Source organism: Mycobacterium sp., assembly GCF_965229265.1.
Lineage (GTDB): Bacteria > Actinomycetota > Actinomycetes > Mycobacteriales > Mycobacteriaceae > Mycobacterium.
The window spans coordinates 1-13,427 of the sequence record NZ_CBDDIY010000010.1 but is presented as its reverse complement, the minus strand read 5'-3'; the positions used below and the strand labels follow the sequence as shown (position 1 = coordinate 13,427).

General features: G+C 67.2%; 12 protein-coding genes and 1 pseudogene. 3 read left to right on the top strand and 10 right to left on the bottom strand.

Annotation, left to right across the window (positions count from 1 at the left end):
- Positions 1-3: 3 nt before the first annotated feature.
- Positions 4-438, bottom strand: coding sequence for an NfeD family protein (locus ADBZ9K_RS02320; RefSeq protein WP_526618251.1), 435 nt, complete (start codon positions 436-438; stop codon positions 4-6).
- A 78-nt stretch (positions 439-516) separates the two neighbouring features.
- Here ADBZ9K_RS02320 and ADBZ9K_RS02315 point away from each other — a divergent pair, with 78 nt between their 5' ends.
- A complete protein-coding gene (locus ADBZ9K_RS02315) occupies positions 517-1,389 on the top strand; it encodes an Rv1486c family protein (RefSeq protein WP_526618250.1) in 873 nt (290 codons plus the stop codon).
- Here ADBZ9K_RS02315 and ADBZ9K_RS02310 read toward each other — a convergent pair.
- The 9 genes from ADBZ9K_RS02310 to ADBZ9K_RS02270 form a co-directional block, all read right to left on the bottom strand.
- Entirely contained in the window at positions 1,355-2,413 is a 1,059-nt protein-coding gene (locus ADBZ9K_RS02310; protein WP_526618249.1) for a ferrochelatase, read from the bottom strand. The genes ADBZ9K_RS02315 and ADBZ9K_RS02310 overlap by 35 nt on opposite strands.
- Positions 2,414-2,416: 3 nt before the next feature.
- Positions 2,417-3,226 (bottom strand): NADH-dependent enoyl-ACP reductase InhA, encoded by an 810-nt coding sequence (gene inhA / locus ADBZ9K_RS02305; RefSeq protein ID WP_526618248.1) that lies wholly within the window; start codon positions 3,224-3,226, stop codon positions 2,417-2,419.
- A gap of 49 nt (positions 3,227-3,275) precedes the next feature.
- Positions 3,276-4,016, bottom strand: coding sequence for a 3-oxoacyl-ACP reductase FabG1 (gene fabG1, locus ADBZ9K_RS02300; protein ID WP_526618247.1), 741 nt, complete (start codon positions 4,014-4,016; stop codon positions 3,276-3,278).
- A gap of 101 nt (positions 4,017-4,117) precedes the next feature.
- Positions 4,118-5,125 carry a vWA domain-containing protein gene (locus ADBZ9K_RS02295; protein ID WP_526618246.1) on the bottom strand — a complete coding sequence of 336 codons (1,008 nt, stop codon included), beginning with the start codon at positions 5,123-5,125 and terminating at the stop codon, positions 4,118-4,120.
- A 25-nt stretch (positions 5,126-5,150) separates the two neighbouring features.
- A complete protein-coding gene (locus tag ADBZ9K_RS02290; protein WP_526618245.1) occupies positions 5,151-6,095 on the bottom strand; it encodes a DUF58 domain-containing protein in 945 nt (314 codons plus the stop codon).
- Positions 6,092-7,219, bottom strand: coding sequence for a chaperone MoxR1 (gene moxR1, locus ADBZ9K_RS02285; protein ID WP_526618244.1), 1,128 nt, complete (start codon positions 7,217-7,219; stop codon positions 6,092-6,094). Before moxR1 ends, ADBZ9K_RS02290 begins: the two co-directional genes overlap by 4 nt.
- Positions 7,220-7,352: 133 nt before the next feature.
- Positions 7,353-8,042 (bottom strand): NlpC/P60 family peptidoglycan endopeptidase RipB, encoded by a 690-nt coding sequence (gene ripB / locus ADBZ9K_RS02280; RefSeq protein ID WP_526618242.1) that lies wholly within the window; start codon positions 8,040-8,042, stop codon positions 7,353-7,355.
- Positions 8,043-8,055: 13 nt separating this feature from the next.
- On the bottom strand, positions 8,056-9,513 hold the full coding sequence (gene ripA, locus ADBZ9K_RS02275) for an NlpC/P60 family peptidoglycan endopeptidase RipA (protein ID WP_526618241.1): 1,458 nt from the start codon (positions 9,511-9,513) through the stop codon (positions 8,056-8,058).
- A gap of 190 nt (positions 9,514-9,703) precedes the next feature.
- A complete protein-coding gene (locus ADBZ9K_RS02270) occupies positions 9,704-10,267 on the bottom strand; it encodes an Rv1476 family membrane protein (protein WP_526618240.1) in 564 nt (187 codons plus the stop codon).
- Between the two features lie 189 nt (positions 10,268-10,456).
- Here ADBZ9K_RS02270 and ADBZ9K_RS02265 point away from each other — a divergent pair, with 189 nt between their 5' ends.
- Both ADBZ9K_RS02265 and ADBZ9K_RS02260 read left to right on the top strand, forming a co-directional pair.
- A complete protein-coding gene (locus ADBZ9K_RS02265; protein WP_526618239.1) occupies positions 10,457-13,303 on the top strand; it encodes an aconitate hydratase in 2,847 nt (948 codons plus the stop codon).
- A 21-nt stretch (positions 13,304-13,324) separates the two neighbouring features.
- A pseudogene (locus ADBZ9K_RS02260) lies at positions 13,325-13,427 on the top strand (TetR family transcriptional regulator); the annotation flags it as partial.

Here is a 13,427-nt window from a genome sequence, read left to right as displayed (position 1 = left end):
TCCTTAGATGTTCTTCCAGACGACCGCGGTGGCACCGTCGATATGCATGACGGTGACCTGTTCGCCGGGTTCGTACACATCGTTGTCGTTGTAGGGTCGCGCCGTCCAGATCTCTCCGTCCAGCTTCACCTGGCCTTCATGACTTGCCACCCGGTCCAAGACGAGGGCGTGCTTTCCTTCCAGCGCCTTGACCGGTTCGGGCAGACCTTTGCCCGCGCTGAGCTTGCGGCGCAGCGCCGGGCGCACCAGGGCCAGCAGCAGGACGGATACCACCAGGAACACGGCGCCGTCGACCCACACCGGCCAGTCCAGCAGCCAGCTGGATCCGGCCGCGGCCAGGGCGCCACCGGAGAGCATCAGCAAGAACATGTCGCCAGTCAGTGCCTCGGCACCGGCCAGACCCAGGGCGAACACTAGCCAAATCAGCGCCGCGGGCATACCGCCACAGTACTGCGGTCCGCGACCACGCGGTTGCAGAAAGCCGGTTCGGAGCTCAACCATTACACTGCGAGCATCATGTGGTGCCCTAGTGTCTCCCTGTCGATGTGGGCCAACGCCTGGCTTGCCGGCCAAGCCGCGCCCGACGACGTCCTTGACGCGCTATCAGCATGGGCTCCAACGCATTCGGTGACCGCCTACGACTCGGTGGCGGCCGGCCACACGGGCCTGCCGTGGCCGGATGTCGACGATGCGGGGGCCGTATCACTACTGCAGACGTTGCGCACCGTGGGAGGGCGGGCCTCCGGTTCCGACTGGCCCGGTCGCCCGGCAATCAGTGTCGTGCTGCCCGTGCCCGGTGACGTGCGCGGCCTGGCACCGGGAACCCAGTTCCAGCGCGACGCGCTGGCCGCCGGTGAGGCCATCATCGTCACCAACGCGGCCGGCGACACCATCGGGTTGGTCCCCGACTTCGAGTACGACGACGGCGAAGACGAACTTGCCGACAGTGACCGGGTGCCCGAGCTGTGCGCGCTGGCCTGGACCGTCTACTCACTGCCCGCCAGCCCGGGCCTGGACCACATCGACCTCGGCGAGGCGGAGTACGCCCTGCGCTCGGCGGTGCGCTCGGCCGCCGAGGCGCTGGGCGCGTTGCAGCTGGGCGCGGCCGGCGGCGTCGACGATCCGCGCGGGCTGGTCGAGCAGGTCCTGGAAGCCAACCGGCACCACAGCGCTCCTGATCACGCCCCGACCCGGGCGCTTCGGGTACTGGAGAACGCTGCCCACGTCGACGCGATCATCACGGTCAGTTCCGGACTCATGCCAATCGGCACCCAGAGCGCGTCGGAGGCTCAGATCGCCAACGATGCCCTGCGGCCGCTGACATCGGTGGTGCGCTCGGCGCGGATCGCGGCGGTCACTGAGATCCTGCACTCGGCCTGGCACCGCTGACCTGGCATTCAGCCGTGCAGAACTGGCCGTTGACGTTGAACCCGTAGCCCGGAACTGGCTGGGAACCAACCACTCTCGCGGGTTCGCGACCTGTGTCGGCTTCCTCGACAAGATCGAGCACCAGCTGGGCGAAGCGCCGCTGGGCGTTGGGGGTGGACGCACGGGCCAGCGCGATCCCGAGGGCGTCGGCCTGTTCACGTAGCTCGTTGTCCAGATCCCAGATCACTTCGATGTGGTCGGAGACGAATCCCACCGGGCACACCACGACGGCGGTGGCGCCCGCTTCGGCCAACGCCGAAAGATGTTCGCCGACATCGGGTTCCAGCCACGGCACCTGGGGCGGCCCGGACCGGGACTGCCACACCACATCGTAGTCGTGGTAGCCGGCGGCCGCGGCGACCAGGCTCGCGGCGTAGCCGACCTGGCGGGCGTACAGATTCGGCCCGCACCGGTCGGCGGCGCGCAGCGGGATGGAATGCGCGGTGAAGACCAGCCGCGCCTGGCCCCGAACAGGTTCGGGCAGGGTGGCGACGGCCGACTCGATGGCGCCGGCGAACATCTCGATCAGCAAGGGATGGTCGAAGAACTGTCGCAACTTGGCGAGTTCGGGTGCCTCCTCGCCGACGGCGGCGCGCGCCCGGGCGATGTCCTCGTGGTACTGGGCACAACCGGAATAGCCGCCCCATGCCGATGTCGCGAACACCGCGGCGCGGCGCACACCGTCGGATTGCATTGCCGCCACGGTGTCTTCGATGAGCGGATGCCAATTGCGATTGCCGAAGTACACCGGCAGCTGTTCACCGCGCTCGGCCAGTTCCGCGCGGATCTGTTCGATCAGGTCGCGATTGATCCCATTGATCGGCGAGACCCCGCCGAAGTGCAGGTAGTGCTCGGCGACGCTGGCCAGGCGCTCCGGCGGTATGCCCCGCCCACGGGTGACGTTCTCCAGGAACGGCATCACCTGATCGGGGCCTTCCGGGCCGCCGAAGGACAGCACCAGCAGCGCGTCGAAGTTCTCGGCCATTCGCTAGAGCAACTGCGTGCTGGCGCCGCCGTCGGCGTAGATGATCGTCCCGGTGGTGGCGGGCAGCCACTCGGAGATGAGCGCGCACACGGTCTTGGCCACCGGGGTGGGATCCTTCATGTCCCAGCCCAGCGGGGCGCGCTGATCCCAGCCCTCCTCGAGCAGCTGCATCTGGGCGCCGGCCTCATCACCGAGGGCGCCGCCCACGATCGCGCTCATCGCCAGGGTCCGGATCGGCCCAGCGGCAACGAGATTGGAACGCACGCCGTACGCGCCGGCCTCCCGGGCCACGAAGCGGTTCACCGATTCCAATGCACTCTTGGCCACCGTCATCCAGTTGTAGGCCGGCATCGCGCGGGTCGGGTCGAAATCCATGCCGACGATCCCGCCGCCGCGGTTGATGATCGGCAGCGTGGCCTTGGCCAGCGAGGCATAGGAATAGGCCGAGATGTGAATGCCCTTGGCGACGTCCTCGTAGGGGGCGTCGAAGAACGGGTTGACCCCCATGCCGGTCTGCGGCATGAACCCGATCGAGTGCACCACGCCGTCGAGCTTGTTGCCCTCGCCGATCACCTCGGTGATCCGGCCGGCCAGGCTGTCCAGGTGCTCGGAATTCTGCACGTCGAGTTCGAGCAGCGGCGCCGGGCTGGGCAACCGGTCGATGATGCGCTGGATCAGCCGCAGCCGGTCGAACCCGGTGCAGACGATCTCGGCGCCCTGCTCCTGGGCGACCCGGGCGATGTGGAAGGCGATCGACGAGTCGGTGATGATCCCGGTGACCAGGATGCGCTTGCCTTCGAGCAAACCTGCCATGTGAAAGTCCTTCTCTCTCTAGTCCTGATGTCGGTGGGCCGTGCTGGGCTCAGTGCCCCATGCCCATGCCGCCGTCGACCGGGATCACCGCACCGGCGATGTAGCTCGCGTCCTCGGACGCCAGGAAACTGACCGCCCCGGCGACGTCCTCGGCTGTACCGACCCGCTTGGCCGGGATGAAGTCCAGGGCTCCGGCCTGGATCCGCTCGTCGAGCGCGCGGGTCATCTCGGTGTCGATGTAGCCGGGGGCAACCACATTCGCGGTGACGCCGGCCTTCGACAGCTCGCGCGAGATCGACCGGGCCATGCCGATCAGGCCGGCCTTCGCCGCCGCGTAGTTGGCCTGGTTGCCGATCCCCCACATGCCCGAGACCGAACCGATGAAGATGATCCGGCCGAATCGGTTGCGCTGCATGTTGCGGCATGCACGCTGGGCCACCCGGAACGCTCCGGTGAGGTTGGCGTCGATGACGTCGGTGAAGCGCTCCTCGGTCATCCGCATGAGGAACGCGTCCTTGGAGATGCCGGCGTTGGATACCAGCACCTCGACCGGACCCTGGTGCTCCTCGACCTCTTTGAAGGCACGATCGACGGCGGCGCTGTCGGTGACGTCGCAGACGACGCCGAAGAGCCCTTCGGGGGCCCCCGAGCCGCGGTGGGTGACGGCCACCTTGTGTCCGTCAGCGGCCAGCCGCTGGGCGATGGCCAGGCCGATGCCCCGGTTGCCTCCGGTGACCAGCACGGAGCGGGAGACGAACGGGGGTTTGCCCCCCGCAGCGGTTTCGGTCATGCCCGTCAACTTAACGCCTCGACTCGCTTTCCTTGAAATTGGCGATTTCGGCGCGCTGACCGTCGCGCAGCGAACGAAAGCGCGCCGAAATCACTGAAAAATCAGCCAGGCAGGCGGCGGTTGATCAGCAGCGCAGCCAGCGCGGCCAGCGCCAGCACCAGTGCCCCGAGCCGCAGCCAGCCGGTGCTGGCCTCGCCCTTGATGGTCTCGTAGCCGATCTGGTCCTGCAACGAGGTGAACACCTCCTTGAGCTGCTGCAGGCTCGACGCGGTGTAGGCGTTGCCACCGGAGAGTTCGGCGATCTTCTTGAGCATGTCGTCGTCCACCGGGACCGGCTGCCGCTGGTCGTTGATCTCGACGTAGCCGTACGGCGTACCGAAGGACACCGTGGAGATCGGCACGCCCTGGTCCTTGGCGGTGCGCGCGGCCGTGAACGCGCCCTTGGGGTTGTCGGGGTTCGACGGCACGGTTTCCTTGCCATCGGACATCAGCACGATGCGCGCCGGCGGCGGGGTGTCACCACCGCCGATGACGGCGCCCACCGTCGCGATGGCCTGCAGCGAGGTGAAGATCGCCTCGCCAGTGGCGGTGCGGTCGGCCAGCTGCAGCTTGTCGATGGCGGCCTTGGTAGCTTCCCGGTTGGTGGTCGGCGAGACCAGCACGGTGGCTGTGCCGGCGTAGGCGATCAGGCCCAGGTTGATCCCGGGGGTGAGCTGGTCGGCGAACTGCTTGGCGGCCTCCTGCGCGGCGGCCAGGCGGCTGGGCTCGACGTCGGTGGCGCGCATGGACTGTGATACGTCGATGGTCAGCATCACCACCGCGCGGTTGCGCGGGATCCGCACGTCGTGCGTAGGTCCGGCCATCGCTACCGTCAGCAGCAGCAGGGAGGCGACCAGCAGTACCGCTGGCAGGTGCCGCCAGCGGTTGGGCCGTTTGGGCGCAACGGTCTCCAGCAGCTCCATGTTCGCAAAGCGCAGGACACGTCGCTGGCGGGCGAACTGCACGATGACGTAGAGCCCGACCAGTCCGGCGATGACGAGCAGGAATAGAAAGAACCACGGGTGTTCGAAGCCGGACAGCGTCATCGGCCCGAGTAACGGCAATGTCATAGCAGACCTGTCATTTCGGTTTCGCTTATTGGCTGCCTGCGAAGGCGCCGCGGCGACGGGACGCGACGAACCGCACGATGTCGGCGATCCAGTCGCGGTCGGTGCGCAGTGTCATCAGCGGTGCGCCGCAGCGGCGCAATGTTCGGGCGACCTCGGCATGGTGGGCCGCGGCGGCCCGGGCGAAGTCGTCGCGAAGCTGCGCGTCGATGGTGAACTCGCGGGTGATCCCGGACTCGGTGTCCTGCAGGATCACGTCACCGACGTCGGGCAGCTCGACATCGCGCGGGTCGAGGACCTCCACCCCCAGCACCTCGTGCCGGGCGGCGATCGCGCGCAGCGGGCGCATCCAGTCGATCGGGCCGAGGAAGTCGCTAATCACCACCGCCATACCGCGCCGACGCTCGGGCCTGCGCAGGGCGTCGATGGCCCCGGCCAAGTCGCCGCGCACCCCCTGTGGCGCCCGCGGTGCCGTCGCGATGGTGCGCAGCAGGGTCTGCTCGTGCTGGCGGCCGGACCGGGCCGGCACCCGCACGATCGAGTCGCCGTTGGCGATCAGCGCACCGATCCGGTTGCCGCCGCCGCTGTTGAGATAGGTGATGGCCGCCGCCGCCGCGACGGCGAGGTCGCGCTTCTCGCAGCCGGTGGTGCCGAAGTCCAGGCTGGCCGACATGTCGACCACCAGCCAGGTCTCCAGCTCGCGGTCGGCGATCATCTGCCGCACGTGTGGGTGGGTGGTGCGGGCGGTCACTGACCAGTCCATCCGGCGCACATCGTCGCCGGGCTGGTACATGCGGGACTCCCCCGGCTCCGAGCCGGGGCCGGGGATCAGGCCGAGGTGGTTGCCCTGCAGCACCCCGTCGAGCTTGCGTTTGACCGTGAGCTCCAGGGTGCGCAGCGCGGCCGACAGCTTGGCGTCACCGATCTCACCGCGCTGGAACGAGGGCGGGTGGACGGCTGCGGAATCGCTCACCGACCGTTGGCGCCTGCCGCGGCAGGAACCGCCGGGGGCACCGAATGTCCTTGCTGCGAAACGGCGTTCACCTGGGGCAGCCCAACCGTCTGGAGGATCCGGTTGATCACCGTCTCGGCCTTGATGTCATCGGCCAGTGCGTCGTAGGTCAGCACCAGGCGGTGGCGCAGCACGTCGGGGATCACATCGATCACGTCCTGCGGGATCACGTAGTCGCGACCGCGCACCAGCGCCAGCGCCCGAGCGGCGGCGATGATGCCCAGCGATGCGCGCGGAGACGCCCCGAACGCGATCCAGGCCTTGACGTCGTTCATGCCGAACTGCTCGGGACGGCGGGTGGCGGTGACGACCCGGACCACGTAGTCGACCAGGGCGTGGTGGACGAAATTGTTGGCGGCGACGTTCTGCAGCCGCAGCAGGTCCCCGGTGTCGAGGATCTGCTTGGGCTCCGGCGGGGTCACGCCCATCCGGTAGATGATCTCGCGCTCTTCCTCCGGCGATGGATAGTCGACGTTGATCTTGAACAGGAAGCGGTCGCGCTGGGCTTCCGGCAGCGGGTAGACACCCTCGTTCTCGATCGGGTTCTGGGTCGCCATCACCAGGAAGGGCTTGGGCAGCGGGTAGGTCTTGCCGCCGATGGAAATCTTGCGCTCGGCCATGACTTCCAGCAGCGCCGACTGGACCTTTGCCGGGGCGCGGTTGATCTCGTCGGCCAGCAAGAAGTTGACCACGACGGGGCCGAGTTCGATGTCGAACTCCTCGCGGCCCTGCCGGTAGATGCGGGTACCGATGATGTCGGTGGGCACCAGGTCGGGGGTGAACTGGATGCGGGCGAACGTGCCGCCGACCACCTTGGCGAAGGTCTCCACCGCCAGCGTCTTGGCGACACCGGGCACGCCTTCGAGCAGCACGTGCCCCTTGGCCAGCAGACCGACCAGGATGCGCTCGACGAGCTGATCCTGACCCACGATGATGCGCTTGACCTCGAAGATCGCCCGTTCCAGGGTGTGCACGTCGCCGGCCAGCCCATTACCGCCGGGCTGCGGGGTTGCCTGGGCTCCGCTAGGCCCGGCAAAGCCCCCGGGGCCCGTAGAACCCATGGTCGGCCCACCTGGTGACGTCATCGACTTCCTCCACAGCTGTTGGTTTCGTCGGCCTCCGCCGCTGCGCGCGGCGGTGTCCTGCCACAACTATTCCAGGCGTTCCGAAATCCGTCGACGTGCCCCGGTTCGCTGGCGCGTCGGTGGGCGGCCCGGATCAGGTTTCGATGATGCGGGTCAGATACGGCGTCATGCCGGCCGTGCGCACCGGACTCACTGTCACCTGTCCGGCCGCGGACGAGGCTTCGAGCATCTGTCCGTTGCCGAGGTAGATGGTGACGTGTTGGGCGCCGTCGGGCCCGTAGAAGATCAGATCGCCGCGTTTGGCCTCCGACGGCGACACATGCCGGCCAGCCTTGTACTGGTCGCCGGAGTACTTCGGCAGCTGAACGCCGACGCCGGCGAAGGCGTACCGGACGAAGCCCGAGCAGTCGTAACCGATCTTGCCGGCGTCCTCCTCGACACCGGCGCTGGGCCCGTTGATCGCACCGCCGCCCCACGAGTAGGGCACGCCGCGCTGGGAGGCGCCGCGGGCGATCACGTACTCGATGGCCTGCGGTCCGCGCACTCGGCCGCCGGGCAGTGCCGACGACCCGCCGCCGAAGCCGAGGCCGGCCAGGAATTTGCGACCCAAGTCCATGGTCGCCTGGGCGGCCTGCTGGGTGACCTGCAGCGAGGCGTTGGCCATCGCGACGGGATCACCGGGGGCCCCCGCGCTCAGCAGTTTGGGCAGCGTCGGATCCCACTGACCCGGGTCAGCATTCGCGGGCGCGGCGAAGCCGAACGTCAACACCAATGCGGTCAAGACAGTCCCGACGGTGAACCGCCGAGAAGCTTTGCGAGACATGGAAACAACTCCGTCAGTATTCGATGTAGCGGATGACGTACGGTGTCATGCCACTCGTGCGTACCGGCGAGATCTTGACCGACGAGCCGGTGTAGGGAGCCTCGAGCATTTGGCCCTGGCCCAGGTAGAGGGTCACGTGCTGGCTGCCGCCGGGCCCGTAGAAGATCACGTCGCCGCGGCGCATCTCGGCGGACGGGATTTTGCGGCCCAGGTTGTACTGCGACCCCGAGTAGTGCGGCAGTTTGATCCCGACTCCGGCGAACGCGTAGAGGATCAGGCCCGAACAGTCGAACCCGACCGTGCCCGCACCGCTGTCGATGCCGTTGCTGGGGCCCGTCGCGGTACCGCCACCCCACGAGTACGGCACACCCATCTGCGACATCGCCCGGCGGATCACGTATTCGGAGGCCTGCGCGCCGTGCACGTAGGGAATCGCACCGTTGGTGATCCCGGTGTCATCGGGCTTCAGGATGCCCAGCTTCTGCAGGAAGCTCTTGCCCATCTCCTTGGTCGCGTTCAGCGACGACGACGAGATCTGCAGGACCGCGTTGATGATCTGGATCGGGTCGCCGGAAACGAACGCGCTGGGCACCATCGGCAGCGTGGTGTCCCATTCGGAGGCCTTGCCGAAGGGCGGGACCTTCCCGGAAGCGGGCGCGGCCGCCGAACCGGGGGCGGCCGGGTCCCAGCGATCACCCGAGGCGGAGACGCCAGGTGCGGCCGACTGCGGCACGGCTGCCGGCGACCCGGCCGGCGCCGACCACTGACGGGCGGCATCGAGCTTTTCCTGGGCGGTCTTGCGCTCGGCGGCCAGCCGGTCGATTTCGGCCTGCTGGTCGCGGAAGGTGCTCTGCGCGTTGGTCAGAGCCGCGACCGCCGACTGCTGGCTGGCTTCGGCATCGATGACGGCCTGGTCGGCCTTCTGCTTGGCCAACCGGGCCGCGGACTCCTTGTTGACCTGTTCGGTGCGTGCGCGCTGCAGATCGGCCATCACCTGCTGGGAGCTGACCGCCAGAGTCTGGCCCGCGCTCGCGCTGGACAGAATCTCGTCCGGGTTGGCCGCCAGCACCAGTGCCGCCGACGGCCCGTTGACGTAAGTCGAGGCGGCGAAGACGTCGAACCGCTTCTGCGCGTCGGCGATCGCGGCGTTGGCGTCCTTGACGGCCTGAACGCTGGCGTCGACCTGCTCACCCGCGGCGCTGGCCGCGTCGCGGGCGGACTGCACGTCCACCAGCGCCTTGTTAACGCTCTCCTGCTCGGCCTGCACCTTGGCACCGACGTCTTGCAAACGCTGATTGGCTTCAGCAACATCGGCGATGAGGGCGGCCAGGCTGTTGGGCGCGCGATCCGGCTCGGCGTGGGCCACGCCCGGCATGGAGAGCGTCAGGGCGACACTGAGCGCGAACGGGCACATCGGCTTGGCGATGCGAACGGCCGGCCGGAAAAGAGAGCCGCGAAGGGAACTTCTCATTCGACTCTGGACTCCTCTGCTCCACGTGCAGTAACGCCAGTAACAGATGTCACATCAGTCACATCAATAACAATGGCGACAGTTGCACCGTACGTCACATTTGTCGCAGAGGAAACTTCCGGCAAGAATTACATGTTTGTCATTTACGGGTTGTTGCCGAAAAGTAATCTTATTGATCTGCCAGAATAGGCTATTTGGCCAGCTCAGAGGTAGTTTGGCTATTTGGCGTCCGGCGGGCCCAACGCTGCAGAACTCGGGTCAAAACAGCCGCTGCAGCCACCCCGATGACGAGCGCGATGGTTAATCCCATCCAGGGAAAGTCCGGCGTTTCCAACTGGTCCACGAATGCCTGCGTGCCGACCACCGGATTGGGGGCCGTCTTGGCCACGTCCTGGCCCGCCTCGAGGATGACCCGGTCATAGCCGGTGCTGTACGTCCCGGCCCAGCCCGGACTCAGCACCAGCACGGTGGAACCGGGGTTGGCGTGACCGATCTCGGTGGCGATGTCGCGCAACGGAGTGTCGATCGGCGGGCTCTTCTCCATCACGATGACCTTGAGGTCGATGCCGTGCTGCTTGGCGTCGGCCACCACATTCTGCAGCCCGGCGGTGTCGGCGGCGGGTGCGGCGACACCGTCCTTGGCGACGTCGGCCTGCACTGCGGCCATGCACTGATCAATCGGTGTCGACGGGTCCAACCCGATACTGCTGCACACCTCCACCGGGATGAACGTCGGCGCGTGCGGAATCGTCACGATTGCTGACCGTACCCCCAGCCGGCGACCCGGGGTGGCACCACGCGCCGAGGAAGACAAGACTGACGGGTGGAGCCGTCGGCCTCGCACGGAACGGCATCCGCCCGCTTTGCAGGACAACCGTACTGTTAATATCAAGACTGATGTCGACACAGCCCGTCGGCATCGAGCACAACGCCGGGAGTTGATGTGAGCAGCAATGATTCACTGAATTCGTTTGGAGCGCGCGCCACCCTGGAGGTGGGCGACAACAGCTATCAGATCTACCGCCTCGACGCGGTACCCGGTACCGAGAAGCTTCCCTACAGCCTCAAGGTGCTCGCGGAGAACCTCCTGCGCACCGAAGACGGCGCCAACATCACCAAAGACCACATCGAGGCCATCGCCAATTGGGATCCCTCGGCCGAGCCGAGCATCGAGATCCAGTTCACCCCCGCCCGCGTGCTGATGCAGGACTTCACCGGCGTGCCCTGCATCGTCGACCTGGCCACCATGCGTGAGGCCGTCACCGCACTCGGCGGCGACCCGGACAAGGTCAACCCGCTCTCCCCCGCCGAGATGGTCATCGACCACTCCGTGATCCTCGACTTCTTCGGCGGCCCCGAGGCCTTCGAGCGCAATGTCGCGCTGGAATATGAACGGAATGGCGAGCGCTACCAGTTCCTGCGCTGGGGCCAGGGCGCGTTCGACGACTTCAAGGTGGTCCCCCCCGGCACCGGCATCGTGCACCAGGTCAACATCGAATACCTGGCCCGCGTCGTGATGACGCGCGGTCGGGCCGGCGGAGCGGGGCGGGAAGAGATCCAGTTCGCCTACCCGGACACCTGCGTCGGCACCGACAGCCACACCACGATGGAGAACGGCCTGGGTGTGCTGGGCTGGGGCGTCGGCGGTATCGAGGCCGAAGCCGCCATGCTGGGCCAGCCAGTGTCGATGCTCATCCCCCGCGTCGTCGGCTTCAAGCTGACCGGCGAGATCAAGCCGGGCGTGACGGCCACCGACGTCGTGCTCACCGTCACCGACATGCTGCGTAAGCACGGTGTGGTCGGCAAGTTCGTGGAGTTCTACGGCAACGGCGTGGCCGAGGTGCCGCTGGCCAACCGCGCCACGCTGGGCAACATGAGCCCCGAATTCGGTTCGACGGCCGCGATGTTCCCGATCGACGAGGAGACCATCAATTACCTGAGGCTGACCGGGCGCACCGAGGAGCAGCTGGCCCTGGTCGAGGCGTACGCCAAGGAACAGGGCATGTGGCACGACCCCGACAAGGAGCCGGTGTTCTCCGAGTACCTGGAGCTGGACCTGTCCACCGTGGTTCCCTCCATCGCCGGGCCCAAGCGTCCGCAGGACCGCATCGAGCTCACCGACGCCAAGACCGCGTTCCGCAAGGACATCCACAACTACGTCGAGGAGAACCACCCGGCGCCGGAGACCAAGCTGGACGAGGCCGTCGAGGAGTCGTTCCCGGCCAGCGACCCGGTGTCGCTGTCCTTCGCCGACGACGGCGCGGTCGACGCGCGACCCTCGGCCGCCAACGGGGCCTCGGGCCGGCCGTCCAAGCCGGTCTTCGTGAAGACGGCCGAGCACGGCGAGTTCGTGCTCGACCATGGCGCGGTCGTGGTCGCCGGCATCACCTCGTGCACCAACACCTCCAACCCGTCGGTCATGCTCGGCGCGGCCCTGCTGGCCAAGAAGGCCGTCGAGAAGGGGCTGACCAGCAAGCCGTGGGTCAAGACCAACATGGCACCGGGCTCGCAGGTGGTCACCGACTACTACACCAAGGCCGGCCTGTGGCCCTACCTGGAGAAACTGGGCTACTACCTGGGCGGCTACGGATGCACCACCTGTATCGGCAACACTGGCCCGCTGCCCGAAGAGATCTCCAAGGCCATCAACGACAACGACCTCTCGGTCACCGCGGTGCTCTCGGGCAACCGCAACTTCGAGGGCCGCATCTCCCCCGACGTCAAGATGAACTACCTGGCCTCACCGCCATTGGTCATCGCCTACGGCATCGCCGGCACCATGGACTTCGACTTCGAGTCCGACTCGCTCGGCAAGGACACTGACGGCAACGACGTGTTCCTCAAGGACATCTGGCCGACGCAGAAGGAGATCGCGGACACCATCGCGTCCTCCATCAACCGGGATATGTTCACCAGCAGCTACGCCGACGTGTTCAAGGGCGACGAGCGGTGGCGCAACCTGCCGACGCCGTCCGGCAACACCTTCGAGTGGGACGATGCCTCGACCTACGTGCGCAAGCCACCGTACTTCGACGGCATGCCGGCCGACCCCCAGCCGGTCACCGACATCACTGGGGCCAGAGTCCTTGCCCTGCTGGGCGATTCGGTGACTACCGACCACATCTCGCCGGCCGGCAGCATCAAGAAGGGCACACCTGCCGCTCAGTATCTCGAGGCCAACGGTGTGCAGCCGGCGGACTTCAACTCGCTGGGCTCACGCCGTGGCAATCACGAGGTGATGATCCGCGGCACCTTCGCCAACATCCGGTTGCGCAACCAGCTGCTCGACGATGTCTCGGGTGGCTACACCCGTGACTTCACCCAGCCCGACGGCCCGCAGGCGTTCATCTACGATGCGGCGCAAAACTATGCGGCGCAAAACATTCCACTGGTGGTGCTCGGCGGCAAGGAATACGGCTCCGGCTCGTCACGCGACTGGGCGGCCAAGGGCACCAGCCTGCTGGGCGTGCGCGCGGTGATCACCGAGTCCTTCGAGCGCATCCACCGCTCCAACCTGATCGGCATGGGTGTGATCCCGCTGCAGTTCCCGGCCGGCGAGTCGGCGGCATCGCTGAAGCTGGACGGCACCGAGGTCTACGACATCACCGGGATCGAGGACCTCAACAGCGGCAAGACGCCGAAGACGGTTCACGTGAAGGCGACCAAGGCCGACGGTGGTGCCGTCGAGTTCGACGCGGTGGTGCGCATCGACACCCCCGGCGAGGCGGACTACTACCGCAACGGCGGCATCCTGCAGTACGTGTTGCGCAACATGTTGCGGGCCGGCTAGCCGGACGGGGTCGCACACGACATGCCCCGGGTCAGCGAGGATCATCTGGCGGCCCGCCGCCGCCAGATCCTCGACGGCGCACGGCGCTGTTTCGCCGAGTACGGCTACGACAAGGCAACCGTGC

Excerpts from the sequence above, each read along its gene's own strand:
- ripA (WP_526618241.1), bottom strand. The coding sequence starts at position 9,513 with ATGAGAAGTTCCCTTCGCGGCTCTCTTTTCCGGCCGGCCGTTCGCATC.
- fabG1 (WP_526618247.1), bottom strand. The coding sequence starts at position 4,016 with ATGACCGAAACCGCTGCGGGGGGCAAACCCCCGTTCGTCTCCCGCTCC.
- inhA (WP_526618248.1), bottom strand. The coding sequence starts at position 3,226 with ATGGCAGGTTTGCTCGAAGGCAAGCGCATCCTGGTCACCGGGATCATC.
- ADBZ9K_RS02315 (WP_526618250.1), top strand. The coding sequence starts at position 517 with ATGTGGTGCCCTAGTGTCTCCCTGTCGATGTGGGCCAACGCCTGGCTT.
- ADBZ9K_RS02310 (WP_526618249.1), bottom strand. The coding sequence starts at position 2,413 with ATGGCCGAGAACTTCGACGCGCTGCTGGTGCTGTCCTTCGGCGGCCCG.
- ripB (WP_526618242.1), bottom strand. The coding sequence starts at position 8,042 with ATGTCTCGCAAAGCTTCTCGGCGGTTCACCGTCGGGACTGTCTTGACC.
- ADBZ9K_RS02320 (WP_526618251.1), bottom strand. The coding sequence starts at position 438 with ATGCCCGCGGCGCTGATTTGGCTAGTGTTCGCCCTGGGTCTGGCCGGT.
- ADBZ9K_RS02295 (WP_526618246.1), bottom strand. The coding sequence starts at position 5,125 with ATGACATTGCCGTTACTCGGGCCGATGACGCTGTCCGGCTTCGAACAC.
- moxR1 (WP_526618244.1), bottom strand. The coding sequence starts at position 7,219 with ATGACGTCACCAGGTGGGCCGACCATGGGTTCTACGGGCCCCGGGGGC.